Genomic DNA, 24035 nt, shown 5'->3' with positions numbered 1-24035 from the left:
TTAAATTCAGAAGTTATTTGAGCACATATAAATCTCCATTAAATAATAAAGGATTAGTAATGTTTCTTTATCGAACATCACTAATCCTTTATATCCTCATACTAGTAAATTATTACTGGTTCATTAACTTCAAGGCTATTATATGCCCCAGCAGCGTCGCTTGGATGCATATTAGCACAACCATTTGAACCGTCATTTAGGTAAGCCGTTTTAGACCAATTATGCCGCCATGAAGCATCATGGAAGCCACAACCACTATCGGTAAATTGAGCCCAGTATTGAACCTTACTGCTGTATTTAGAACCATTATCGCTCGTCCCCTTTAGAACTGAAGGAGATTGCTTATACATGATATACCAGACTCCCTTAGGTGTTTGGTCAGCCTTATTACTCATCTTTCCAGTAACAACGTCTACATCGTCTACACACTTACCATTTTTGTAGAACCAGGCATGCTGATCGGCAATTGAAATAACAGCATAGGTATTACCAATTCCACCATTTTCTGTTACCCCATAACCAGTCCCGCGACGATTATAGCCAATTCCATAAATATCTGCCTTAGCATCTACAGAAGATTTGCCAGTTGCAATTGCGTTAGCTAAAGATTTGCCGGCACGCTCAGCACTTATCTTCCATCCGTAACTACCATCCCTTGTAGTAGTTATCTCCTTACCATCAGGAGTCTTGAATTTAAATGCTTTACCTAACGTTGCTTGCTTTTTATTAATCTGCTTAATCTTCTTATCTATAACAGACGTATTAAAGTGATATTGGCCATCTTTATAGGTAGCACTCGTAATCACGTCACCCGTTGTTAAGTGATAAGTCTGCTTTTCAACTTTATAGCTAACCTTTTTTCCGATTAACTTTTGCAATTGTTTCTTTTCGTTTTGCACAGTTTTGCTATCTGGTGAAAGTGGTTGTTGTTGCTTAGCGGTAAGATAAATCTTACTGTTGGTTGCTTGAGAACTTAATTGGTGAAGAATCCGTTGCTCATCAATCTTTGTTCCCTTTTGTCCCTTATGAACTGTCACCTTGTCGTCACGAAGTTCAGCGTAAGCATCTACTGGCGCCTGTCTGCCTCGATTTTCTCGTTGAAGAATTGACTGGACAGTTGCTTTCTTTGTTTCGTACTGACTGAGATCCTGCTTGCCGGGCTTTAACTCTAGAGAGTAGGGCTTTCGAGAAGGGAAGAATGTAAACTGTTTGTGAAAGACATTCTTTACCTTAGCTTCATCTGCTGATGTAAATACATAATCAGTATCGGATCCGTCATAAATTAAATGATCATTTAGGTAAACCTGATTACTATTTTTCGTTGTCTTAACCTTTTCCAGGGCTTGCTTAGTAGTCAGACCACCAACGTTAATTCCATTAATAGTAACCTTCTTGTTAAAGTGGTGTGCCTGATGCCACCAATTAATTCCAAGAACAATGACTAATAACGCAATAATCACTAATAACCAGTGCTTTAATTGAAAACGCATTGAAAATACTCCTCACGTCGAATCAGTAATAGCAAAGTATCGACTGTCATATTTTACCACGATCTAGTAAAATTAGCATATTTTATCGAACATACGTTACTAAATTATTACTTTTACTATAAAAGAAAAGCCCTTGAATTTGGGTAACTCCAAACTTCAAGAACTTTTTAATCAATAATTAAATTTCAGGATAGCTGCTTTCCTTAATATCTAATTTCTGATTGTTTAAGTCGGTTTTAACTACCGTCACATCACAAGGGGCAATCCGAACAGTGTAGGCTGCAGTCGAACCAACAATCAATCGGCCAATTGCGTTTAACCCGGTGGCACCAATTACAATTAAATCAATGCCGTTGTCCTTTGGGTATTTTTCAGCTAATTCTACCTTAGCATTACCAATTTCAACATCGGTATGAACTTCTTTTACCCCAGCATCCTCAGCCTTTTGCTTATTTTCAGCTAACCGTTTGTTCATCTCTTGAATAGCAGAATCATAAATGCTCTTATCAACAAAGCCAAACCCACTTGGACTTGTTGTTGGGTAGCGTTCACCATTAATTACACTAAGTAAGTACAACGCTGCATCGTTTTGCTTTGCAATATCAACAGCCTTTGAAAAGGCCATTTCTGATTGCTTTGAACCGTCAATTCCGACAAGGATCTTTTGATAACTCATATTGACACCTCCAGAAATTCTTCTACCTTTAACCTTATTTTACCATATTGCTTTAGTGGCGATTAATCTGTTACCAGGTTATTAATTGCTTGCATGTAAATTGCCATTGAAGTAATTAAATCGTTAACAGGCTGAAATTCATTTGCTTGATGCATTGTATTTGGTGTATTAGGCATAAGAGCACCAAAAGCAACGCCACGCTTCATTAGCCGGCCATAAGTTCCGCCACCAACTACTTCAGGCTTAGCATTCTGGTCACCACTAATATCAATATATGCTTCCATTAATGTTTTAACAATTGGATCATCAGGATCAACATAGTGTGGTAATTGACCGTCACCTTGATTAACAGTGATGGCTAATGCCTTGGTTACTTTTTCAACCTTGGCTTGAATTTCATCTGGGGTAATTCCTTTTGGATAGCGGAAATTCATGTTAATTTTACCGCCATTCTCTTCATCATAATTTAAAATTCCAGCGTTCATCGTTAATTCGCCCATTACATCATCAGTAAATGAACAATCAAACTTTTCCATTCTCGTATCAAGGTGAAGGTACTTAGCAAGAAAACTAATGAAACTAGCAGCACCACCAGCAAAATCATACTTATTCAGGAAGGTAGCCAGATATGTCCCAGCATTAATTCCCTTTTCCGGCTCCATCCCATGAGCGGCCTTACCAATCACTGTCAATTTTAAGCCATCCATTGTTTCCTCGACCTTGCCAGTTACTGGATTGTTTTCGATAAACTGTCCAAACTCGCTTGTTACCTGTTCCTTATCTGGTACTGTAATTTCAGCAACTGCTTCACGAGGAACCATGTTGAACCGCAAGCCGGATTGGAAACTCTTAAGTTGAGTTTTGCCGCTATTACCTGCTGGAACGTCAAGGAGCAACGAGAATTGACCCTTTTCACCGTTAATTACTGGAAATTCTGCATCCGGTGAGAAGCCCATTGTCGGTGCCGGTTCAACTTCAAAGTAGCGATGCATCCCTGTCCAATTACTTTCCTCGTCCGTTCCCACAATAAAGCGGACCTTCTTATTAAACTTAACTCCTTGATCTTTCAAATATTTAAGAGCGTAGTAGCAAGCCATTCCAGGCCCCTTATCGTCAGAAGCGCCCCGAGCATATAAATTACCGTCCTTAATAACGGGGTCAAACGGATCGGTATCCCAACCCTTCCCAGCAGGCATAACATCAAGGTGAGCAAGAATTGCTAAGGTTTCATCACCCTCACCCCATTCTGCATATCCTACAAGATTATCAATATTCTTCGTTCGGAAGCCATCTTGCTTTGCCATCTTCAAAAATTCTTGCAGGGCTTTTGCTGGCATCGGTCCTAATGGATATTCATCCGTAGCTGCACTATCATCACGAACACTTGGAATCTTCAACAGGTTAGTTAAATCCTTAAGGTAACTTTTTTCCTGACTTTGTGCTGCTTTCATCCAATCCGTCATTTTATCAACCTCCGTTAATCTTTTCGTTAAAATAATGATACCATGAAAGTAGTAGTTTTCAGCTTGAAAGTACTTGATACAAAGGAGCATTAAAATGAAAAAATTAACTGATCAAATTCTTTTTGATGTTATTAAGCCACGTCCTAACGATAGTTTTAAGGGAACATACGGAAAGGTAACCCTAGTTGGTGGTAACCGCAACTTTGGTGGGGCAATTATTATGGCATCCACTGCCGCTGTTTGCTCGGGTGCTGGATTAGTTACGACTGCTACTGATCCAAGTAATTCAGGAGCCCTCCATTCGCAACTTCCCGAAGCGATGTTTGCTGATTTTAATAATGCTGATCAACTAGCATCCTTAGTTGAACCTGCTACAACGGTGGTCGTTGGTCCAGGTCTTGGGGATGACCAAACTAGTCTAGCCATTCTTAAAAATGTTTTTGAACACACTAACGAAAAGCAAAACGTTGTTATTGACGGTTCAGCAATTACCCTAATGGCCCGAGAAGACCTCGCTCAACCAAAGGGTAATATTATTTACACTCCACACCAAATGGAATGGCAGCGCCTTTCAGGAATTAAAATTGCTGATCAAAGTGAAGAACGAAATCGGGAAGCACAAGCAAAGTTAAATGCTACCGTTGTTCTTAAAAAGCACCATACAGAGATTTACACTAACGATGATGTCTACCAATTAACAATTGGCACTCCTGCTCAAGCCGTTGGCGGAATGGGTGATACGCTTGCCGGAATGGTTGGTGGCTTCACTGCTGAATTCTCTAAGACTCTAAAGGCAGTTTTGGCAGCCGTCTACGCTCATAGCGCAGTTGCAGAACAGATTGCCAAAAATCAATACATTGTTCTTCCGCATCAAATCAGTCGGTCCCTACCATCATTTATGAAAAAAATGGAAAGCGGCCAAACCGAGCACCAAATTGGTTTCCTGAACTAATCGCTTTTACAATTGAATTTAAAAACTGAAGAGGGTGAGAAAAAAGCTAAACTTTTTTCTCACCCTCTTCAGTTTTAGATTAATTCATATGGAATATTTGTCGTAATCTTTGTGCTCGACCGCCAAGCAACTTATCTGCAAGACGGAAATGGAGTGATAGGTAACCATAGACACCTGCACCAACAATAACGCCAATTACTAGAATGAAGAAGGCAGTATAACGCCCATAAGGACTAATAAATAAGCCTAGCAAAAGCATTATACCCTTAGTAATCACTAACATAACAAGTGAATATGCCAAAATTTGGTTGGTTGGCAATGCCATTTGTTCAAAGTTTAACCGGAATTCCTGGTTAAATGAATGAATAATAAGGTAATTAATAATCATCATCGCAATCCCTGTAGACAACAGTGGCCCTAATCCCTGAGCGATCCAAATACATGGGAATTGAATTAGCAGTTTGATTATTAATCCAATCCCCAAATACTTCATCATTCGGCGGTTCTCAGAAATTCCCTGCATCATTGCAGCTGCCACCGTATAAAGTCCAAGGGGAATTGCCATAAATGCTGCAAACTCAAGAACGATTACCCCAGCATGATTGTAACGGTAAAAGACCGTGTATACCTGCTGAGCAACTGCATACAAACCAAGAACTGCCGGGATCATGACAAAATAGAAGAGCATCAGAACGTTCTCAATTTGGTTTCTCATCCCCGTTTGATCATTTTTTGCCCGGGCCATTGCCAACAACGGAATTGCAGTAACCGCTAAAGCATTCGCTAAAGCAATAATAATCATATAAAGCTTATTAGCATTAAATGCGAACAAGGCATACAAAACATCAATCTGGTACTTGGTAAAATGCCCTACCAATGGCATCATTCGTTTAAAGCTGTACTGATCAATTAATTGGAAAAGGTTAATTCCTGATTCAATAATGATAAATGGGATTGATTGGTAAACAATCTTCAGAATTAATTCAGTTGTCGAGACTTCCGTAACTGGCTGTTCAATCGTCCCCGTTCCCTGCATAACTCCTCGATACTTTAGCCATGCTAAAAAGAGAACAACACAGGCCCCAATCGCTCCAATAAATGCCGCAAAAGTTGATTGGCTGACGGCACTGACCCAACTACCCTTTTGGATTTTCATGATCAGGTAAGTAGCCCCTAACATGTAAATTATCCGAAAAAGTTGTTCCACAAACTGTGAAATTGCAGATGGTGCCATCATGCTGTAACCCTGGAAAATCCCGCGACTAATTGCCATTAACGGAATAATAAAGATTGCCCAGGCTAACGACCGTAATACCGGGATTAAATTAGTATCGCCATTATAAACGATCGGCCATGAAGCGATATACATCATGACGGTTCCACAAATAACTCCCGACGCAAGCGCCATATACAGCGCAGAACGATTCAACTTCTGGCTAACCCCGTACTCGTTTAACCCATTATAGTGAGCAACAAGTTTCGAGATCGCCGAGGGAATCCCTGCAGTTGAAATGGTAATAAAGAGACTATAGATATTATATCCTTGAGCATACAAGGCATTGGCCTCATCACTATAAGCCCCTAGCCAGGTAACCCAGGGAATAATATAAATAGCCCCAAGAATGCGCGAAGTAATATTCCCCGCCGTCATCCATGCTGAGCCATTCAGCATTTTTGAACGAGCAGTATCTTTTTGCTGTCCTTCACTCATAACTCTTAAATCCTACCTTTTACTTTTTAAAATCAATACTAATCATTCTATCCTTAATAGAGCATCGTCGCAAATTATTTTAAAAAATCTTTGCTAGTATTGCTCCAAATCAACCGTTACCATTTTTACCACTGCTCCTGGATGCGCTGCTTGTACCTCGGCTAATTCACTAACTTGCGGAGCCTTTTCAAAATGGCCTAACTTATCGTTTAACGTAATAGCTAATCCTAGCTTAGCAAATTCCATTGCTGTTTCCATATTCTTCCCTTGAGTAAATGCTTCGGGAAGATCCGGAAAATCAACTTCAATCTGGTTATTTTTTTGTTGAAAAATTGCGGGATAACTAACAATTTCCATTTTAATTCCTCACTTTTTCTTTTTGAAACAACCAATATTTTACCACGAGCGAAAAAGATGAGACCGGAAAGTTAACTTTCCGGTCTCATCCTTTATGATTTTCTACTTAGCAACGATATTTACGATCTTGTTTGGAACAACAATAACCTTCTTAATATCCTTGCCATCCGTAAACTTTTGAACATGTTCATCAGCAAGTGCTAATTTTTGTGCTTCTTCACGGTCAATATCCTTTGCCATCTTAATCTTTGAACGAAGCTTTCCGTTAACCTGAACGATTATTTCAACTTCGTCTTCTTCTAATGCCTTTGGATCATATGTTGGCCATGGTTGGTAAGCAATCGTGTCACTGACATTAAAGTGACTCCATAATTCTTCAGCAACGTGAGGAATTACCGGTGAAATCATCTTAACGAACCCTTCCATGTACTCAACAGGAAGATCGTCAGCCTTAAATGCTTCGTTAACGAAGACCATTAATTGAGAAATAGCAGTATTGAAGTGCATCCGTTCGTAATCTTCAGTAACCTTCTTAACGGTTTGGTTGTAAACCTTAGTTAACTTCCCGTCATTGAAGGTTGAAACCCGATCACGAAGGTGGTTATTTTCATCCATCAACAAGCGCCATACACGTTGAATCCACTTGTATGAACCATGAAGCCCTTCCTCATCCCACGGAACAGATTCAGTTAATGGTCCCATGAACATTTCGTAAAGCCGAAGAGTATCCGCACCGTACTTCTCAACAATATCATCTGGATTAACGACATTTCCTTTAGACTTGGACATCTTTTCGTGGTTAGCACCAAGAATCATCCCCTGGTTAACCAACTTCATAAATGGTTCCTTAGTAGGGACAAGTCCTAAGTCATAAAGGACCTTATGCCAGAACCGAGCATAGAGAAGGTGAAGAACAGCGTGTTCCGCACCACCAACATACAGATCTACTGGAGACCAGTAATCTAATGCTTCTTTTGAGGCAAATTCCTTATTGTTGTGTGGATCAGTATACCGGAGCCAGTACCATGATGAACCAGCCCATTGTGGCATTGTGTTAGTTTCACGAAGGCCATGCCGACCTTGATCATCATAAACATTGACCCAGTCCTTAACGTTAGCCAATGGACTTTCACCAGTACCAGATGGTTCAATGTTATCAGTATCAGGCAGCTTCAATGGCAATTCGTCTTCTGGAACTAAGGTAGTCCGACCATCATCCCAGTGAATTACTGGGATCGGTTCACCCCAATAACGTTGCCGACTAAAGATCCAATCACGAAGACGGTAATTGACCTTCTTGTGACCTGCATTATGTTCGTCAAGCCATTCAATCATCTTCTTTTTGGCATCAGCAATATTCAAGCCATCCAAGAAAACAGAATTAATGTGCTTACCATCACCGTCAAAGGCACCTTCTGAAAGATCAGCACCTTCTATAATTGGCTTAATTGGTAAATCAAACTTCTTAGCAAAGTCATAGTCACGTTGATCACCAGATGGAACTGCCATTACAGCACCTGTACCGTATGATGCTAGGACATAGTCACTAATCCAAATTGGTAACTTTTCACCATTAACCGGGTTGATAACGTATGAACCAGTAAATACCCCAGTCTTATCCTTATTCAGATCGGTCCGTTCAAGGTCAGAACGCCGGGAAGCTTCTTCTTGATACTTCTTAACAGCTTCCTTATTTTCAGGAGTAGTTAATTGATCAACTAACTCTTGTTCAGGAGCAAGTACAACGTAGGATGCACCAAATAACGTGTCCGCACGAGTAGTAAAGACTTCAATCTTAGTATCTTCGTCTCCCGCAACTGGGAAGTAAACAGAAGCCCCTTCTGAACGCCCAATCCAATTACGTTGCATCTCCTTAACGCTTTCTGGCCAGTCGACAAGATCCAGATCATCAATTAAACGGTCTGCATAGGCAGTGATTTTCAAGACCCACTGCTTCATTGGCTTCCGGTAAACCGGGTAGCCACCACGCTTTGTCTTACCGTCTTCAACTTCTTCGTTAGCGACAACGGTTCCACCCATAAAGTCAGGTGCCCAGTTAACCATGATCTCGCTTTCGTAAGCTAAGCCCTTCTTATAGAGCTGCTCAAAGATCCATTGAGTCCACTTGTAGTATTCTGGATCAGTCGTATTAACTTCCCGATCCCAATCATATGAGAAACCAAGTGATTGGATTTGGTTGCGGAAATGATCAATGTTTTGGTTAGTAAAACTCTTAGGATTATGACCAGTCTTCAATGCGTATTGCTCTGCAGGAAGACCGAAAGCATCCCAGCCCATTGGGTGTAAAACATTGTATCCCTGCATCCGCTTCATTCGTGACATCACATCAGTCGCGGTATAACCTTCTGGGTGGCCAACGTGAAGTCCCTGGCCAGATGGGTAAGGGAACATGTCCAAGGCATAGTATTTCTTTTGATCCTTGTTTAAGTTAGCTTTAAATGTCTTATTCTTTTTCCAGAATCGTTGCCACTTATTTTCAATGGCAGTGTGATCGTAAGCCATATCTTTCTCTCCTTTTATTTGCATAATTCTTCTGTTTGATCGTAATAAAAAAGCCCCGTAGAAACCTGTTCTACGAGACGAATTTACTCCGCGGTACCACCCGAATTTCCATGGCTAAGTCCATGACACTTCACGCCATAACGCGGCAGACGTTATTACCTACTAAATTTCAGCAATAATCTTTTTGGACGAGTTCATTGTTAGTAACCCTCGTGTTTACAGCACCACACGATCTCTGAAGAATTAACTAACAGTTACTATTTCCAATTCGATCAAATATTTAATAAATATTCTAACAACCAGCATTCGTAAATGCAAGCATCAAACTAGCCAAGAACCTTCTTTAGTTCTTCAACCTTATCTAGTTGTTCCCATGGTAGTTCAACATCAGTCCGGCCAAAATGACCATAAGCTGCAGTTGGTTCGTAGATTGGTCGCTTAAGGTTAAGCATCTTAATAATTCCCGCAGGACGAAGGTCAAATACCTTACGAACCGCAGCAATCAAGTCTGCTTCACTTCGGGTACCAGTACCATAAGTATCAATTGAAATTGAAACCGGCTCAGCGACCCCAATAGCGTAGGCAACTTGAATTTCAAGTTTCTTTGCATAGCCAGCAGCTACTAAGTTCTTAGCAATGTAACGGGCAGCATAACTAGCTGACCGATCAACCTTAGTAGCATCCTTACCGGAGAATGCACCACCACCGTGATGGGCAGCACCACCATAAGTATCAACAATAATCTTTCGACCAGTTAAGCCGGCATCCCCTTGAGGACCACCGATAACAAAACGACCAGTTGGGTTGATAAAGTACTTGGTTTGGTCATCAAGGTATTTTGCAGGAATAACCGCCTTAATAACCTGTTCCATAACATCCTTCTTAATTTGGTCAAGTGATACTTCTGGATCATGTTGCGTACTTAACACAACAGTATCAACCCGTAAAGGCTTGTCGTTTTCGTCATATTCAACGGTAACTTCAGCCTTTGCATCTGGACGGAGATAAGGAATAGTATTATCCTTACGAAGCTTAGCAATCCGTTGCATCAACTTATGACTAAGCATCAAAGTTAACGGCATGTATTCTGGTGTCTCATCAGTTGCGTAACCAAACATTAATCCTTGGTCACCGGCACCAATTTGATCAAGCGGATCAACTTCCCCTTCACGAGTTTCAAGAGAATCGTCAACCCCTTGAGCAATATCAGGTGATTGTTCATCAATTGCGGTAATTACTGCACAGTTGTCAGCATCAAAGCCATACTTACCATCTGTGTAACCGATCCGCCGAATTGTATCACGAACAACCTTTTGAATATTAACGTATGCCTTAGTTGAAACTTCTCCAAAAACCAATACGAGTCCGGTCGTAACGGAAGTCTCAACAGCGACCCGTGAATCAGGATCTTGTTCAAGCATTGCGTCTAAAATCGCATCACTAATTTGATCAGCAATCTTATCAGGATGTCCCTCAGAAACAGATTCTGAAGTAAATAAATGTTTTTCTACCATGTGTGTTAATTCCCCCATATGCAAGTTACAATTGAAACATTTAGTGGTTACAAGGCATCTTCACAGTAAAGTGAATCCTATCGGGAATTTGCTTTATAACGAGACCCATCTTAGCATAATTTGCTGACCATATTCAAACATAAATTGACTAATCCTCACGAGCATTAACCATCCCAACCGCAGTCATAAACGAATAAGCAGTCGTTGGTCCAACAAATTGAAAACCATCCGCCTTCATTTTTCGGGCCATCTTTTTCGATTCACTTGTTTGTGACGGTAGCCGCTTTCCGTTTAACTGTAACCGCTGAGGCTTAAAGTTAACGAATGACCATACATAGTTATTTAATGTTTCACCATCTGCTAATAGTTCTTGAATTACCTTAGCATTGTTGATCGTCGCCATGATTTTCCGCCGATTACGAATAATTGTTGAATCGTTCATCAAGCGCTTAAAGTCTTCCTGATCAAATACTGCCACCTTAGCTGCATCAAAATTAGCAAACGCCTTTTCAAAGGCAGCCTCGCGTTTCCAAATTGTTGACCATGACAGTCCAGACTGAAATAACTCTAGTGTCAGCATCTTAAATAATTCGCGATCATCATGTTCGGGAACCCCCCATTTTGTATCATAATAATTACGCATTAATTCAGATGTTTCCGCCCACAGTGGTCGTTTTGTTGTCATTTAATCACCTCATTAAATCTCTCTATATATTCAAAACGAGATAATTAAGCTTTTGCATCTTTTTTAACAGTATTCTTTAGCGCAAGAGCCAAAAGCAACCCAATAATTTCCACGAATAGCATTGTTAAGAAGACATAATGGTAACCACCAAGAGCGGCACTGAGGTTTCCCATTCCGTGGCTGAGGTTATGACTAGTTACGGTTGTCAAAATAATTGTTGATACAGCCACTCCGGTAGAACCAAGGACTTGCCGTACCGTTGTTATAACGGCTGTCCCATGGGGAACCAATTCATTAGGCAGAGAATTAGCCCCTAAAGTAACGGCAGGCATCATCACAAAGGCATTTCCACCCTCAATTACCATTGCACAGAGAATCATGATCCATAAACTCATTTGGTTAATTAAGAAGAGACCCACAAACCAGCCAGCAACTATCATTGCCATTCCGACAAGCATTGTTGGTTTAAAGCCAATTTTATCGGCCAGTTTCCCCGTTAACGGATTTAGAATACTTAGCAAGGCCGCCCCAGGAACAAGCGACATCCCCGAAACAAACGGACTGACTTTAAGCACTCCTTGGTAATACAACGGAAAAATAATTGTCGTAACAATCAAAGCAATGTAAGAGATTGAAGTTAGTAGAATTGCTAAATCGTAATTAAAGGTTTTCATTACCCGAAGTTCCAATAGCGGATTCTGGAGCTTTAATTGCCGAATGCAGAACCAAATAATTGCTAAAATACTTACAAGCAAGATTGTGCCACTGATTGTCCAGTTAATCTTAGTTTTACCGATTTGGTTGATTACGTACATTACACCAATCAAACCAATAGACAAGAAAACTGAAAGCCAGTCAAGGCTACTTTCGTGTCTCTGCATAACGTCCCGGATAAGTCCCGAGCCAGCCATAATAATGATCACAGTAATGATGATCATAAAGAAAACAAACAGACTCTTCCAAGTAAAGAATTTTAGAATAATCCCAGAAACAATTGGGCCACAAGCTAATGCCGAACCCATTACTAAGCCGGCAATTCCCATTGTTGTTCCCCGGACTTCTCGCGGTGTTATCTCAAGAAGGACTGATTGATACGATGGGAAGAGGACGCCCACAGCAAAGGCCTCCATTGCTCGACCGATCATCATAAACCAGAAGCCAGATACTCCCCAACTAGCAGGTGTCAAAATAATCATCAATGAACCAATATCAAACAGAGCTAACGCACCAATAAACATGGTCTTAAAATTAAGGTTATTCAACATCCACGGACTAATTGGCATGCTGACACACATGACTAACATAAAACCGGTTGTTAGCCACTGCACTGTCGAGGCAGAAATTCCAAAGGCTCGCATTAACGTTGGATAAGCTGTCGACAAGGATGATTGACTAATCGACATCGTAAAGGTTCCAATTAATAGTGTAAAAATAAACCAGAACCGACTATATGGTCGGCCATTTTGATCACTTGACTCTCTCATGAAATCCCCTTCTTTAGAATTATTATTAATAATCAAATTGTATTATAAAGTTTAAAACCACAATTGTAAATGTTATACTTAACGTAAATTAAAGCTCTTAAACTAGTGAAGTGAGTAAATTGGCTGAAGCAGAATTTGATCGAGCAATTGAACAACTTAGAGAAAATCACGTTAGGGTTACTCCTCAACGAAAAACGATTCTAAACTACCTAATTTCTCATCATACTCATCCTAGTGTGGAAATGATCTATGAGGATTTGAAAGGTAGCGTTGATAACATTAGCATGGCTACGGTCTATAATACGTTAAAGCTTTTCGTCGATTATAACCTTGTCATCGAATTGAAGAATGGTGATGGCAGCACTCATTATGACTACTTTGGTCATCCTCACTACCACGTTATTTGTGATAATTGTGGCCAAATTACCGATGTGTTTGACCCTCACTTTACAGAAATCAATAAGGATCTAGCCACCATGACCAGGGAAAAAACTGGTTATCTCGTCACTGGTAATAATATTGAAGTCCATGGTATTTGCCCTAACTGCCAACGAAAATTACATTTGAATAGATAAATTAAAAAAGAGTGGAACCCAACAGAGAACTTATCATAGTAAGTCTTGTTGAGTTCCACTTTATTTTTGTTTTCGTGGCTGAGATAATGACGCAACTGCTAAAATTGCAAACCAGATCAAGGTAAAGATTAATGCTCCCAGCGTTTGTTTATCAAGACACAGGACAACCAAAACAAAGGCTAAAAAAGCTAATACTAAGTAATCAGTATACGGTGCCCCAGGAACCTTAAAAGGCCGTTCTTGTGGTTTTGATTGAAGGTACTTTAGGTGAGTCACAATGATTATGGCCCAAATAAAAAGAAAACTGGTTGTGGCAATACTAGAAATTACCTTAAAGACTCCACCAGGCATTATCAAGTTTAAGACCGCTGCAATGGCAATCACCCCAGCAGAAATAATAACTGCCAGTGCCGGAACAGAATTTCGTGATAATTTACTTACTAACCTAATTCCTGGTCGATGCGACGTTGATGTTAACTCCGCAAGCATCCGCCCCGTTGTATAAAGCGAACTATTACATGCAGAAGCTGCCGCGGTGACAACGACAAAGTTAATTAAGCTGGCTGCTCCGCGTAAACCAATATCATTAAAGACCATTACAAAGGGACTTTTTGATGGTGCTAACCGATCCCAAGGATAGATACACATGATAACTGCCAGTGCAGCAACATAAAATAGCAAGATTTGAAACGGAATGGCATTTATTGCCCGGGGAATAACGTGACGTGGATTTTCCGCTTCGGCTGCTGTCATTCCAACCATTTCAATACCAACAAAGGCAAAAACCACCATTTGAAATGAAAGAATAAATCCTTTTGTACCAGCTGCAAAGAATCCACCATTATTAAACAAATTCTCTGGTGAAGCAACATAACCACTGGTACTCTTAAAGCTAACCAGCATCATTCCTACCCCAACAAGAACCAGCAACGCAATTGCCAAAATTTTAATTAACGCAAACCAAAATTGTAACTCACCAAATGCACTGACAGTGATTAAATTAATGCATAGAAGGACAATTAACGTTAACAATCCTGGTATCCATTGAGGAACATGAGGAAGCCATAGCTGAAAATACATCCCAATTGCAGTGATTTCAGCCATCGCCAGTGCAATCCAACAAGCCCAATATGCCCAGCCTGTAATAAAGCTTACCCGTGGTCCAAGATAAACACGAATCGCATCAACAAATGAACGGTAATTAAGATCCGCCATTAAGAGCTCGCCAAGTGCCCGCATAATCCAAAAGCAGACAATTCCGGTAATAATATAAGCAAGTAAAATTGCGGGCCCTGCAGAGTGGATTGCTTGACCAGACCCTAAGAATAACCCGGTCCCGATTGTGCCCCCAAGCGCCATTAGTTGAATATGGCGGCTTTTTAGGCTACGCTTCATTTTATTTTGTGCCAATATAGTTCAATTCTCCTTAAATTTAATTTCTCATAAAAGCCATTAATAAACTATCGCTTTTTAGATTGTTTTATTTAATAATGGTAAATAGTTTATCCGAATTTTTATTGTATACCTTTTTCATGAAAGGAGGGAATGAATTTGTTACACTGGTTTCCATTTTGCGGCTACTTTCTTATCGCACTCGTTTTAACAATCAATGCTTTTTCACGTTATCAGCAGTTTAGTAAACGATTAACGATTTTTGCTTTTCTCTGCTATTTTGTTATTATCCTTCGTCTTTGTTTAACTCCAGTTACTTTCAGCTTTATTACCGCTAATCGAAATTTACGCTACTTTCACGGGGTGCCATACAATCTTCTTCCCTTTCAACAGTTAGATTTAGAATGGTTCTTAAATGTTATAATGACAATTCCTTTAGGTGTTTTATTATATCTGGTCGGCCGAAAAAGTTCTTTTATTACTGTTCTTGCCTTAAGCTTTCTGTTCACATTTTTTATTGAAGGAAATCAATTTGTCTGCGACTTTCTTTTTCACATTGGTCGAGTAGCAGATATTGATGATATTATTACCAATACTATTGGTGGAGTAATAGGGTTTTACGGGATAAAATTGGTAGATCGAGGATTTATTGATAAAATAATTCATCCTTTTTTCCTATCATAAAAAAGTTTGGTACACTATTATTGATGAGGTGATTATAAATGATTTCAAACGAACAACGGGCCCATGACATTGCTATTGCCTTAGTTCAAGCAGATGGTAAAGACATGAAGCCAATCGAAGCTTATCACGAATATATCAACTACCTTCTACCAATTCTCAAAGAAATCGACAAGGATTTTAAGAACGGTATCAAGGAGCACATTTAAGAATCAGAAAAGCTGGAAGTTAATTTTCTCGGAGGCCAGGAAAAGTTTTTTTTCTGACCTCCTTTTTTAGTACAACCATTATTTTCTTTTTTGCGGTATGATTAACTTGTCAGAGAAAGGAGCTATGCGCTATGAATAATGTTTCGCATCGGCGGTTCGACTGGTTTAGTTTACTGATTGGAATTCTTTTTATTCTTGGAGGATTTCTTTCGTTCTCACGACCAGATAAAACCTTACATTTATTGTCTGTTATTATTGGGGTTGTCTTTCTTTTTGATGGAATCTTTGAACTAACAATTCGGCGTCGCTTTCTTCGTTCACTTGGTGAGGGTACTGGCTGGATTGTAGTTCTTGGTATATTGAACATCATCTTAGGGATCATCTTTATCTTCCACCCCGGCTTCGGCACATTATACATTGCAATTATTTTTGCTATCTGGTTTATTTTGGATTCCATTATGGAATTTTCCGTTGGTCGTCTCTTCAAGGGTGTCAGTGGTGGTTACTACTGGTTAACTATTATCTTTAGTATTTTAGGAATTGTTCTAGGAGTAATCCTTCTCTTTAGTCCTGTTGTTTCAGCCTTAACAGTTGTTTGGATTATTTCTGTGTTCCTAATTATCTTCGGTGTCCTGAAGATTGTTCAAGCTTTTAATTAAACGAAAAAGATCCTAGCATTCAGTTTTTGAACGCTAGGACCTTTTTCGTTAGTCATCAATTAATCAATTTCAATCCGCGTATCGTCATCACTTTCAGCCTGCTTCTTTGGTAAAACAAGTGAAAGAACACCATTTTCATAATGAGCAGTAATGTTCTTCCGTTCAACATCTGGCAAACGGTATTGCCGACTCATTTGACCATAACGCCGTTCGCTATGAAGAATGTGACCATTCTTATCTGACTCGTCATCAATAGTGTCACGGTGACCAGTAATGGTTAAAATATTATTTGTGTAACTAATATGAATGTCTTTCTTGTCAAAGCCTGGCATATCAATCTTTACTTGATACTGCTTATCATTTTCTTCAATGTCAGTCTTCATGTGATCTTCAACTGGCGTAAAGTCAGAGAAGAAATCATCATTCATTAAGTTCCGCATGTTCATCATGTTATCCAAAAAGTTATTCCGACGTGTTAAATCGTTAGCCATAATAAAGCTTCCTTTCCGTTAACTTGATCTTGATTACATTACCTATCTTAATCACTAGAAGAGAAAGCGCAACTATTTTTAGCACTTTAAGCCAAGGAGTGCTAAAAATAGTTTTACCTTTATTGACCAATCCCTATATGACAAGCTTTAAGGGATTACTATTTCCACACAAAAATATAAATTTTAATTTAAATATATGAAATAATAATCATATGTTGTTCGGATGTATTTATAGAAAAAGAATGGTAGGATCAAATCGTAGTTAATTTAAGGAGGAATTTGATGATCACAGTACAACTAGGTCAGACAACTGTACCAGCAATTGGCGTTGGTACGTGGAATATTGGTGAAGAACCAGCAAAACACGCCGAAGAGGTAAAAGCAATTCAAACAGCAATTGATGCGGGAGCAACTGTCATTGACACTGCCGAAATGTATGGTCAAGGACGTTCAGAAAAACTTACCAGTGAAGCGATTAAGCCATTTGACCGGTCAAAACTTTATCTCATCGACAAGGTACTACCCCAGAATGCCAGTCATCAACGATTGGAAAAAAGTCTTGATCGGAGTCTTAAGCTAATGCAAACTGATTATTTCGATCTTTACCTACTTCACTGGCGAGGCGGAATCCCCCTTGCAGAAACGGTAGATGAACTAGTTAAGATGCAAACTAAAGGAAAGATTCGTCACTGGGGCGTCTCTAATTTTGATGTTGCTGATTTAAAAGAATTATGGGCACTTCCTCATGGTCGAGAATGCGTTGCTAACGAAGATCTGTATAACCTTGATCGCCGGGGAATTGAATATGATCTTCTCCCTCTGATGCGGGATAATAACTTACCATTAATTGCTTATTCACCGCTTTCTCAAGGGGATCGATTAAGCGGCAATTTAGCAGCCAATCCCCTACTAAAAGAATTAGCTGCTAATCACCAAGCAACTGTCTACCAAATAATGTTAGCCTGGGTAATTCGTGATCAGCATACCTTAGCAATTCCCAAGGCTGCTAGTCCGAAACATGCTCGTGAAAATATTGAGGCCTTAAACATCACATTTAGTCATGATGAGTTAGCTGCCTTAGCAAAAGCTTTTCCTAAGCCAACCCACAAAGAACCATTAAGCGTAATTTAAAATAATTTCACTAAAAATGGCTTTAGAAGTCCACGATTTTGGTCTTCTAAAGTCATTCTGTATTTATTCTTTTTCACTTAAAAATGAACTCCTAGTGCCATCCGGGCAAAGCGACTCATCTTATCTGGCCCCCATGCTGGCTCCCAGACGAGGTTAATTTCACATTCCGTGATCTCCGCTACCTGGAGAACGGCCTCCTTAATCATTTTATAAAGCAAATCACTGATCGGACAGCCCATTGTCGTTAAGGTCATCGTAATTTTACATTGTTGATCATTAACCTCAATGCCGTAAATAAGGCCCAAATTGACTAAATCAATCCCCAACTCCGGATCAATCACGGTTTGCAATTGCTTAAGGACCTCCTGCTCAACAGGGCTTAATTTCTCTTTATCTAACATAATAGCCCTCCTTAGCCAATCGAACCTTCCATTTCAAAACTGATCAGTCGATTTAGCTCAACTGCATACTCCATCGGTAATTTTTTCGTAAAGGGTTCTACAAAGCCCATGATAATCATTTCCGTCGCTTTTCGTTCGCTAATTCCCCGACTCATCAAGTAGTAAAGTTTCTCTTCGGAGATTTTCGAGACCTTGGCCTCATGTTCCATCGTGACATCCGAATTATTAATTTCATTAATTGGAATCGTATCGGAAGATGACTGGTCATCCATAATAATCGTGTCACATTCAACATGGGCCTTTGAACCGTTAGCTTTTTCGGTAAAGCGGATATTGCCCCGATAATCCGTTGAGCCACCCGTCCGTGCGATCGACTTGGAAACGATTGAACTAGAGGTGTTCGGGGCATTGTGGATCATCCGCGCTCCTGAGTCTTGATGAATGTGATCACTAGCCACTGCAATCGAAAGCATTGTCCCACGAGCTCCCTTGCCATTAAGGTAGACACTCGGGTACTTCATGGTAACTTTTGAACCGAGGTTTCCATCAACCCATTCCATTGTGGCGTTCTCGGCTGCAGCTGCCCGCTTCGTCTCCAAACTATAAACATTCTTTGACCAATTTTGAATCGTCGTGTAACGGCAATAAGCGTCTTTTAGAACATTCACTTCAACTACTGCGGCATGCAGACTATCAGACGAATAATTTGGCGCAGTACAGCCCTCAACGTAATCAACACTAGCACCTTCATCAACAATAATCAGTGTCCGCTCAAACTGCCCCGTATTCTCCGCATTCAACCTGAAATAAGCCTGGATTGGCGTCTTAACCTTGACGCCCTTAGGAACATAAATAAAGGATCCCCCAGACCAAACGGCACCGTTCAACGCAGCAAATTTATTATCAGCTGGTTTGACTAACTTTCCGAACCACTTTTTGAATAGGTCTGGGTACTTTTGTAAGGCAGTGTCAGTATCAGTGAAGATGATCCCTTGTTTAGCAAACTGTTGCTTCATGTTATGATAAACAACTTCTGACTCATACTGGGCAGCTGAACCAGCTAAATATTTTCGTTCTGCCTCTGGCACCCCAAGACGATCAAAAGTTCGTTTCAGTTCTTCAGGAACATCCTTCCAATCCCGGTACTTCTTATCGGTCATTTTCTGGTAATACAACATATTCTCCAAGTCCAAACCAGATAGATCTGGGCCAAATTTAGGCATCGCCATTTTTTGATAAGTATGAAATGATTCTAAGCGATAATCCAGCATCCACTGCGGCTCATGCTTTTCTGCCGAAATCTTCCGGACTGTTGCTTCAGTTAATCCGCGTCCCGTTGAATAAAGCGGCTTCACGTCATCATGAAAGCCATACTGATAATCTTGATTACCGAGGACATTATTTACATCTGTCACGATTACTTGTCTCCTTTTGCATTCTTGAGCAAGGCTTCTTGCAGAGCCCACCAGGCTAAAGTTGCGCACTTGATCCGGGCAGGAAACTCCATGATTTGGGTTAGCACCTGGGCATCCCCTAATTTTTTCAATTCATCTCTAGAGTGCTTTTCACCAATTGCTTCATCGGAAAAAATTTTAGCGATTGCTAGCGCTTCTTCCGTTGTTTTACCCATCATTACATCGGTTAGCATACTTGCTGAAGCCTGACTAATCGTGCACCCCTGACCAGTAAAACCAATATCAGTTATTTTGTTATCGGCATCCAGGTGAAGACTTAGGTTTATTGTGTCACCACAGGTTGTATTATGGAGCGTCTTTTTATTAGTAGCATTTGGCACAGCATAGTGGTGATGGGGGTTAGCTGCATGTTCTAAAATTACTGCTCGGTATAATTGATTTAATTTATCTAAGCTCACCCTTAAAGAACTCCTTTGTTTCTTTGATTGCATTAATTAACTGGTCACAGTCAGCTTGATAATTATAAAATGCCAAGCTAGCGCGAACGGTCGAATTAGTTCCAAGTGAATGGACGAGTGGTTCAGCACAATGATGGCCTGCACGAACAGCTACTCCTTCCATATCTAGTGCTGTTGCGACGTCATGGGGGTGAAGAGTACCGAGATTGAACGAAACAACCCCAACATGCTGCTGAGGATTCTGGGAACCGTAAATTTTAACTCCAGGAATTGCCATTAACTTAGGCAATAAATAAGCCATCAATTCTGCATCTCGTGCCTTTACCTGCGCCATTCCAACTTGCTCTAAATACTTAACTGCCGTTGCTAATCCGATAGCCCCTGCAATATTAGGCGTGCCCGCTTCAAACTTATGCGGGATCTGATCCCACTTACTGTTGTCGAGCTGAACATCCTCGATCATTTCACCGCCAAACTGGTAAGGCGGCATTTGTTCAAGGAGTTTTTGCTTCCCATATAGAACACCAATTCCGGTTGGTCCCAACATCTTATGCCCCGAAAAAGCATAGAAATCAGCTGCTAATTCTTGCACGTCTACCGGAAGATGGCAGACTGCTTGAGCACCGTCGACAACAATAATTGCTCCATTCTGGTGAGCCAACTCCGCTAGTTTCCTGATTGGACTAACATTACCGAGAACATTACCAACGTGGGTCACCGCAACAATTTTCGTTTTAGCGGTAATCTTTTGTTTGGCATCGGCTAGATCAATTTCACCCGTTGAGGTTAAATTAATGTATTTTAAGGTTGCCTTTTTTCTGAGAGCTAACTGTTGCCAAGGAATCAAATTACTATGATGCTCTGCAAGTGAAATTACAATTTCGTCCCCCGGCTCGATATTCTGTTCGCCGTAAGTACTAGCAATTAAATTAATACCTTCTGTTGTTCCCCGAGTAAAAATAATTTCACGGGCAGCCGCAGCATTAATGAAATGCTGAATGACTTTACGAGCATCCTCATACTCTTCAGTTGCCTTGAATGATAGCTGGTATGTTCCCCGGTGGACATTAGCATTCTCTTGTTGGTAAAAGCTTAATAACCGCTCAATAACGGATTTCGGTTTTAAGCTTGTCGCTGCATTATCAAGATAAGCAAGCCGTTCACCGTTCATTGTTTGACGTAATTCAGAGAAATCTTGACGAACAAGCTCCCAATTAGGCATTTTCCAGTAACTTCCTTTCCAAAATATCAACCATTTCTTGGCGGACGTTTTTATCAGGGACGGCAGTAATTACCGCACTCAAGAAGCCCCGGATTACCATTCGTTGTGCTTGATGCAGGGGGATTCCCCGACTTAATAGGTAGTAGAGCTGATCCTGATTAATCTTGCCGACACTCGCTGCATGCCCTGCTTCAACGTCATTTTCATCAATCAACAAAATGGGGTTGGCATCACCAGTTGCGTGTGGTGACATCATCAATAACCGATTTTGCTGTTCAGCTTCAGAACCATGTGCCCCGTGAACAATTTGACCAATTCCGTTAAAAATCAGCCGTGAATTACCAAGGGCGACCCCGCGCTGATTAATTAATCCCTGTGAATGAGGGCTGCGATTTGTTACTCGATTATTAATCCCAAGTTGTTGGTCGTTTGCGGTTAAGGCAATCAGCTGGGAATTAGCATACGCTCCTTGACCAACTAATTCTGAATCAATTTCACCGACAGTGTTACATTCGTTCATTAGGCCAATTGCCCAGTCGACTTTAGCATAATTTTTTATAGCTGCCCGGTATTGATAATAGCTGGGACTTTGTTGTGCTAAGTGATCAAGTGAGGAAAAATGGACCTCACTATTTTCTTCAGCCATGATTTCCACAAAATTGGTTAACGGATTAGTTTGCTGACGAGAGGAAACTAAGTGATCAATAATCTGGAAACGACTATTTTCTCCCGCAACAATTAACAGGTGAAAATTAATTGTTCCTTTGACAGTCTGATTAAAGTTAATCGTCAGGTGAATTGGCTTTTTCAATTCAACGTTACGGGGAACATATACAAAAAGGCCCTGATTAATAAAGGCAGTATGGTAAGCTGCAAGAAGATTTTCATCCGGTCGAATTACCGTTGCTAAGTACTTAGTTAGAATTTCAGGATGGGTCTTAATTGCTGAACCTAGCTCACTAATAATAACCCCTTGTTCCTTTAATGAATTAGGGAGCACAACAGTTACTTCCTCTGAACTCGCTTTTACTGTAACTTGATCAGGGTCCGTTAGCTGTTCAATCACTTTAGGAAACTGAAGAGGTGAAGACTGCTCAGAAATAAGCGGCCAATCTTGAAAATTAAATTTTGTTACTTTGGGCAACTGTGCAGTGGTTACATTCTGAAATGCCCTTTGGCGCAACTGAGTCAGCTCTTCTGGCTCCTTATTTGCTGCATACTGTTGAAGTTGAGACTTAAGGTGTGAATAATTAAAATTCATAATATCTATACCCCTACTCATCTTCATCAACTAAGTCAACTTTTAAGCCAAGCTCATCACGTAAGCCAGCATACCCCTCAGCTTCTAGTTTCTTTGCTAACTCAGGGCCACCATCTTTAACAATTCGACCGCCCATCATTACATGAACCGTATCGGGGACAATATAGTTTAACAGGCGTTGGTAGTGGGTAATAATTAGTGAGCCAAAATTAGCACCCCGCATGGAATTAACTCCCCGGGAAACGACTTTTAGAGCATCAATATCCAATCCTGAATCAATTTCATCTAAGATCGCAAAACTTGGTTTGATCATCAATAGTTGAAGAATCTCATTCCGCTTTTTTTCACCACCCGAAAAGCCTTCGTTAAGATAGCGTTCCGTCATTGATTCCTTCATGTCTAACAATGCAAGCTTTTGGTCAAGTTCTTGGAGAAAATCCATAATTGAAATCTGATCATCCTTTGGTCGTCGCGCATTCATTGCTGCTCGCAAGAACTCGGCATTGGTTACCCCTTGGATTTCTGCCGGATACTGCATTGCCAAAAACAATCCTTTTCGGGCACGTTCATCAACGGGCATCTCGAGGATACTTTCACCATTTAACAAAATATCACCTTGCGTAACGTGATAATTGGGTTGTCCCATAATTGTCTGGGATAAGGTTGACTTTCCCGTCCCATTTGGACCCATGATTGCATGAATTTCCCCGGTTTGCATTTTAAGATTAACGCCTTTGAGAATTTCTTTTTGTTGATGAGTTTCCTCGTCTTCAACCGCAACGTGAAGATCCTTTATCTGTAAAATAGCCATATTTAGTGTTCACTCCCTAATAAAACACAATATCATGATGTCAATTACCTATTTTACCAGTTTATCTCGGGGATGAATAACTAGATTGAGAAAAAGAAGTTTGATTCTCGTAATTAGACTCAGTAAGTTCGAAATCATTAAGTGGTTGTTGGAGGATCGAAAAAAGCTAACTAGCGATGGACACTAATTAGCTTCTTCACTGTTATATAGCTAAGATCTGTTCCTCAGGAACTTGCTAGAGCTAGCAACCTCCTGCCTAGGCGCAAGTCGCCTTCGGCAGGAGAAATTGCTAGCTTTCCGCAAGTTCTTTGCTGAGTCACACTCTATTTAAACGTGTTCGCAGGAAAGCCCTTAGAGACAATAAACTCCCTCCCAGGTGCTTTCAGCACCCAGTCGGGAGAAATTGTTGTCTTACAGGACTTTTTTTATCCTGCTCACACTCTATCTTAAACGCGCTCACCCTAAATTCACTCG

Annotated in this window: 23 protein-coding genes, 1 riboswitch and 1 other annotated feature; of the genes, 6 read left to right on the top strand and 17 right to left on the bottom strand. The window is 40.4% G+C overall.

Going from position 1 to position 24035, the window contains the following annotated elements:
- Window positions 1-101: 101 nt before the first annotated feature.
- From HMPREF0549_RS05295 to pepV, 3 genes are all read right to left on the bottom strand, one after another.
- Window positions 102-1490, bottom strand: coding sequence for a L,D-transpeptidase (locus tag HMPREF0549_RS05295; protein WP_003717234.1), 1389 nt, complete (start codon window positions 1488-1490; stop codon window positions 102-104).
- 178 nt (window positions 1491-1668) lie between these two features.
- On the bottom strand, window positions 1669-2166 hold the full coding sequence (locus HMPREF0549_RS05290; protein WP_003717233.1) for a universal stress protein: 498 nt from the start codon (window positions 2164-2166) through the stop codon (window positions 1669-1671).
- Window positions 2167-2228: 62 nt separating this feature from the next.
- The gene (gene pepV / locus HMPREF0549_RS05285) at window positions 2229-3629 is read right to left on the bottom strand and encodes a dipeptidase PepV (protein ID WP_040531358.1); all 1401 of its coding nucleotides are present in this window, start codon (window positions 3627-3629) and stop codon (window positions 2229-2231) included.
- Window positions 3630-3723: 94 nt separating this feature from the next.
- Here pepV and HMPREF0549_RS05280 point away from each other — a divergent pair, with 94 nt between their 5' ends.
- A complete protein-coding gene (locus tag HMPREF0549_RS05280; protein WP_003717231.1) occupies window positions 3724-4581 on the top strand; it encodes an NAD(P)H-hydrate dehydratase in 858 nt (285 codons plus the stop codon).
- 79 nt (window positions 4582-4660) lie between these two features.
- Here HMPREF0549_RS05280 and HMPREF0549_RS05275 read toward each other — a convergent pair whose 3' ends face one another.
- The 6 genes from HMPREF0549_RS05275 to HMPREF0549_RS05250 form a co-directional block, all read right to left on the bottom strand.
- Complete coding sequence (locus HMPREF0549_RS05275) at window positions 4661-6292, bottom strand: putative polysaccharide biosynthesis protein (protein ID WP_003717230.1); 1632 nt, start codon at window positions 6290-6292, stop codon at window positions 4661-4663.
- A gap of 93 nt (window positions 6293-6385) precedes the next feature.
- On the bottom strand, window positions 6386-6649 hold the full coding sequence (locus HMPREF0549_RS05270) for a type II toxin-antitoxin system HicB family antitoxin (protein ID WP_003717229.1): 264 nt from the start codon (window positions 6647-6649) through the stop codon (window positions 6386-6388).
- Between the two features lie 102 nt (window positions 6650-6751).
- Entirely contained in the window at window positions 6752-9172 is a 2421-nt protein-coding gene (gene leuS, locus HMPREF0549_RS05265; protein ID WP_040531356.1) for a leucine--tRNA ligase, read from the bottom strand.
- Between the two features lie 70 nt (window positions 9173-9242).
- Window positions 9243-9454, bottom strand: a binding site (T-box leader).
- Window positions 9455-9498: 44 nt separating this feature from the next.
- Window positions 9499-10686, bottom strand: a complete 1188-nt coding sequence (gene metK / locus HMPREF0549_RS05260) for a methionine adenosyltransferase (RefSeq protein ID WP_040531353.1) — start codon at window positions 10684-10686, stop codon at window positions 9499-9501.
- Window positions 10684-10790: riboswitch (SMK box riboswitch) on the bottom strand. Its footprint overlaps the gene before it by 3 nt.
- A 44-nt stretch (window positions 10791-10834) precedes the next feature.
- Window positions 10835-11371: a DNA-3-methyladenine glycosylase I gene (locus tag HMPREF0549_RS05255; protein WP_003717226.1), complete on the bottom strand. Its 537-nt coding sequence runs from the start codon at window positions 11369-11371 to the stop codon at window positions 10835-10837.
- Window positions 11372-11415: 44 nt separating this feature from the next.
- On the bottom strand, window positions 11416-12855 hold the full coding sequence (locus HMPREF0549_RS05250; protein ID WP_040531350.1) for an MFS transporter: 1440 nt from the start codon (window positions 12853-12855) through the stop codon (window positions 11416-11418).
- A 119-nt stretch (window positions 12856-12974) separates the two neighbouring features.
- Between HMPREF0549_RS05250 and HMPREF0549_RS05245 the strand changes: the two genes are divergently transcribed.
- Entirely contained in the window at window positions 12975-13430 is a 456-nt protein-coding gene (locus HMPREF0549_RS05245) for a Fur family transcriptional regulator (RefSeq protein ID WP_040531347.1), read from the top strand.
- Window positions 13431-13490: 60 nt separating this feature from the next.
- On the opposite strand, the gene HMPREF0549_RS05240 is transcribed toward HMPREF0549_RS05245, so the two are convergent.
- Entirely contained in the window at window positions 13491-14825 is a 1335-nt protein-coding gene (locus HMPREF0549_RS05240; protein ID WP_003717223.1) for an amino acid permease, read from the bottom strand.
- 156 nt (window positions 14826-14981) lie between these two features.
- On the opposite strand from HMPREF0549_RS05240, the gene HMPREF0549_RS05235 reads away from it, so the two are divergent.
- From HMPREF0549_RS05235 to HMPREF0549_RS05230, 3 genes are all read left to right on the top strand, one after another.
- Window positions 14982-15506, top strand: coding sequence for a VanZ family protein (locus HMPREF0549_RS05235; RefSeq protein ID WP_050754864.1), 525 nt, complete (start codon window positions 14982-14984; stop codon window positions 15504-15506).
- A 38-nt stretch (window positions 15507-15544) separates the two neighbouring features.
- The gene (locus tag HMPREF0549_RS09880) at window positions 15545-15712 is read left to right on the top strand and encodes a hypothetical protein (RefSeq protein WP_003717221.1); all 168 of its coding nucleotides are present in this window, start codon (window positions 15545-15547) and stop codon (window positions 15710-15712) included.
- Window positions 15713-15843: 131 nt separating this feature from the next.
- Window positions 15844-16371 carry an HdeD family acid-resistance protein gene (locus HMPREF0549_RS05230; protein WP_003717220.1) on the top strand — a complete coding sequence of 176 codons (528 nt, stop codon included), beginning with the start codon at window positions 15844-15846 and terminating at the stop codon, window positions 16369-16371.
- 59 nt (window positions 16372-16430) lie between these two features.
- Here the strand turns inward: HMPREF0549_RS05230 and HMPREF0549_RS05225 are convergent, their stop codons facing one another.
- Window positions 16431-16862 carry an Hsp20/alpha crystallin family protein gene (locus HMPREF0549_RS05225; protein ID WP_003717219.1) on the bottom strand — a complete coding sequence of 144 codons (432 nt, stop codon included), beginning with the start codon at window positions 16860-16862 and terminating at the stop codon, window positions 16431-16433.
- Between the two features lie 282 nt (window positions 16863-17144).
- Between HMPREF0549_RS05225 and HMPREF0549_RS05220 the strand changes: the two genes are divergently transcribed.
- The gene (locus tag HMPREF0549_RS05220) at window positions 17145-17993 is read left to right on the top strand and encodes an aldo/keto reductase (RefSeq protein WP_003717218.1); all 849 of its coding nucleotides are present in this window, start codon (window positions 17145-17147) and stop codon (window positions 17991-17993) included.
- 77 nt (window positions 17994-18070) lie between these two features.
- Here the strand turns inward: HMPREF0549_RS05220 and HMPREF0549_RS05215 are convergent, their stop codons facing one another.
- From HMPREF0549_RS05215 to sufC, 6 genes are read right to left on the bottom strand one after another with little or no spacing between them, the layout of a single operon-like run.
- The gene (locus HMPREF0549_RS05215) at window positions 18071-18394 is read right to left on the bottom strand and encodes a metal-sulfur cluster assembly factor (protein ID WP_003717217.1); all 324 of its coding nucleotides are present in this window, start codon (window positions 18392-18394) and stop codon (window positions 18071-18073) included.
- Window positions 18395-18405: 11 nt separating this feature from the next.
- A complete protein-coding gene (gene sufB, locus HMPREF0549_RS05210; RefSeq protein ID WP_003717216.1) occupies window positions 18406-19809 on the bottom strand; it encodes a Fe-S cluster assembly protein SufB in 1404 nt (467 codons plus the stop codon).
- A gap of 2 nt (window positions 19810-19811) precedes the next feature.
- On the bottom strand, window positions 19812-20267 hold the full coding sequence (gene sufU / locus HMPREF0549_RS05205; protein WP_003717215.1) for a Fe-S cluster assembly sulfur transfer protein SufU: 456 nt from the start codon (window positions 20265-20267) through the stop codon (window positions 19812-19814).
- Window positions 20254-21489 carry an aminotransferase class V-fold PLP-dependent enzyme gene (locus HMPREF0549_RS05200; protein WP_003717214.1) on the bottom strand — a complete coding sequence of 412 codons (1236 nt, stop codon included), beginning with the start codon at window positions 21487-21489 and terminating at the stop codon, window positions 20254-20256. Before HMPREF0549_RS05200 ends, sufU begins: the two co-directional genes overlap by 14 nt.
- Window positions 21482-22750 (bottom strand): Fe-S cluster assembly protein SufD, encoded by a 1269-nt coding sequence (gene sufD / locus HMPREF0549_RS05195; RefSeq protein ID WP_040531344.1) that lies wholly within the window; start codon window positions 22748-22750, stop codon window positions 21482-21484. The genes HMPREF0549_RS05200 and sufD overlap by 8 nt, the downstream gene beginning before the upstream one ends.
- 13 nt (window positions 22751-22763) lie before the next feature.
- Entirely contained in the window at window positions 22764-23561 is a 798-nt protein-coding gene (sufC, locus tag HMPREF0549_RS05190) for a Fe-S cluster assembly ATPase SufC (RefSeq protein ID WP_003717212.1), read from the bottom strand.
- Window positions 23562-24035: the final 474 nt, after the last annotated feature.

The sequence above is a fragment of the Limosilactobacillus vaginalis DSM 5837 = ATCC 49540 genome (assembly GCF_000159435.1).
Classification (GTDB): Bacteria; Bacillota; Bacilli; order Lactobacillales; family Lactobacillaceae; genus Limosilactobacillus; species Limosilactobacillus vaginalis.
This window is presented reverse-complemented; position numbering and strand designations above follow the sequence as displayed.

Bases quoted from the DNA above. Each gene is read 5' to 3' on its own strand.
- HMPREF0549_RS05295 (WP_003717234.1), bottom strand. From the start codon at position 1,490: ATGCGTTTTCAATTAAAGCACTGGTTATTAGTGATTATTGCGTTATTA.
- HMPREF0549_RS05290 (WP_003717233.1), bottom strand. From the start codon at position 2,166: ATGAGTTATCAAAAGATCCTTGTCGGAATTGACGGTTCAAAGCAATCA.
- pepV (WP_040531358.1), bottom strand. From the start codon at position 3,629: ATGACGGATTGGATGAAAGCAGCACAAAGTCAGGAAAAAAGTTACCTT.
- HMPREF0549_RS05280 (WP_003717231.1), top strand. From the start codon at position 3,724: ATGAAAAAATTAACTGATCAAATTCTTTTTGATGTTATTAAGCCACGT.
- HMPREF0549_RS05275 (WP_003717230.1), bottom strand. From the start codon at position 6,292: ATGAGTGAAGGACAGCAAAAAGATACTGCTCGTTCAAAAATGCTGAAT.
- HMPREF0549_RS05270 (WP_003717229.1), bottom strand. From the start codon at position 6,649: ATGGAAATTGTTAGTTATCCCGCAATTTTTCAACAAAAAAATAACCAG.
- leuS (WP_040531356.1), bottom strand. From the start codon at position 9,172: ATGGCTTACGATCACACTGCCATTGAAAATAAGTGGCAACGATTCTGG.
- metK (WP_040531353.1), bottom strand. From the start codon at position 10,686: ATGGTAGAAAAACATTTATTTACTTCAGAATCTGTTTCTGAGGGACAT.
- HMPREF0549_RS05255 (WP_003717226.1), bottom strand. From the start codon at position 11,371: ATGACAACAAAACGACCACTGTGGGCGGAAACATCTGAATTAATGCGT.
- HMPREF0549_RS05250 (WP_040531350.1), bottom strand. From the start codon at position 12,855: ATGAGAGAGTCAAGTGATCAAAATGGCCGACCATATAGTCGGTTCTGG.
- HMPREF0549_RS05240 (WP_003717223.1), bottom strand. From the start codon at position 14,825: ATGAAGCGTAGCCTAAAAAGCCGCCATATTCAACTAATGGCGCTTGGG.
- HMPREF0549_RS09880 (WP_003717221.1), top strand. From the start codon at position 15,545: ATGATTTCAAACGAACAACGGGCCCATGACATTGCTATTGCCTTAGTT.
- HMPREF0549_RS05230 (WP_003717220.1), top strand. From the start codon at position 15,844: ATGAATAATGTTTCGCATCGGCGGTTCGACTGGTTTAGTTTACTGATT.
- HMPREF0549_RS05225 (WP_003717219.1), bottom strand. From the start codon at position 16,862: ATGGCTAACGATTTAACACGTCGGAATAACTTTTTGGATAACATGATG.
- HMPREF0549_RS05220 (WP_003717218.1), top strand. From the start codon at position 17,145: ATGATCACAGTACAACTAGGTCAGACAACTGTACCAGCAATTGGCGTT.
- HMPREF0549_RS05215 (WP_003717217.1), bottom strand. From the start codon at position 18,394: ATGTTAGATAAAGAGAAATTAAGCCCTGTTGAGCAGGAGGTCCTTAAG.
- HMPREF0549_RS05200 (WP_003717214.1), bottom strand. From the start codon at position 21,489: ATGCCTAATTGGGAGCTTGTTCGTCAAGATTTCTCTGAATTACGTCAA.
- sufD (WP_040531344.1), bottom strand. From the start codon at position 22,750: ATGAATTTTAATTATTCACACCTTAAGTCTCAACTTCAACAGTATGCA.
- sufC (WP_003717212.1), bottom strand. From the start codon at position 23,561: ATGGCTATTTTACAGATAAAGGATCTTCACGTTGCGGTTGAAGACGAG.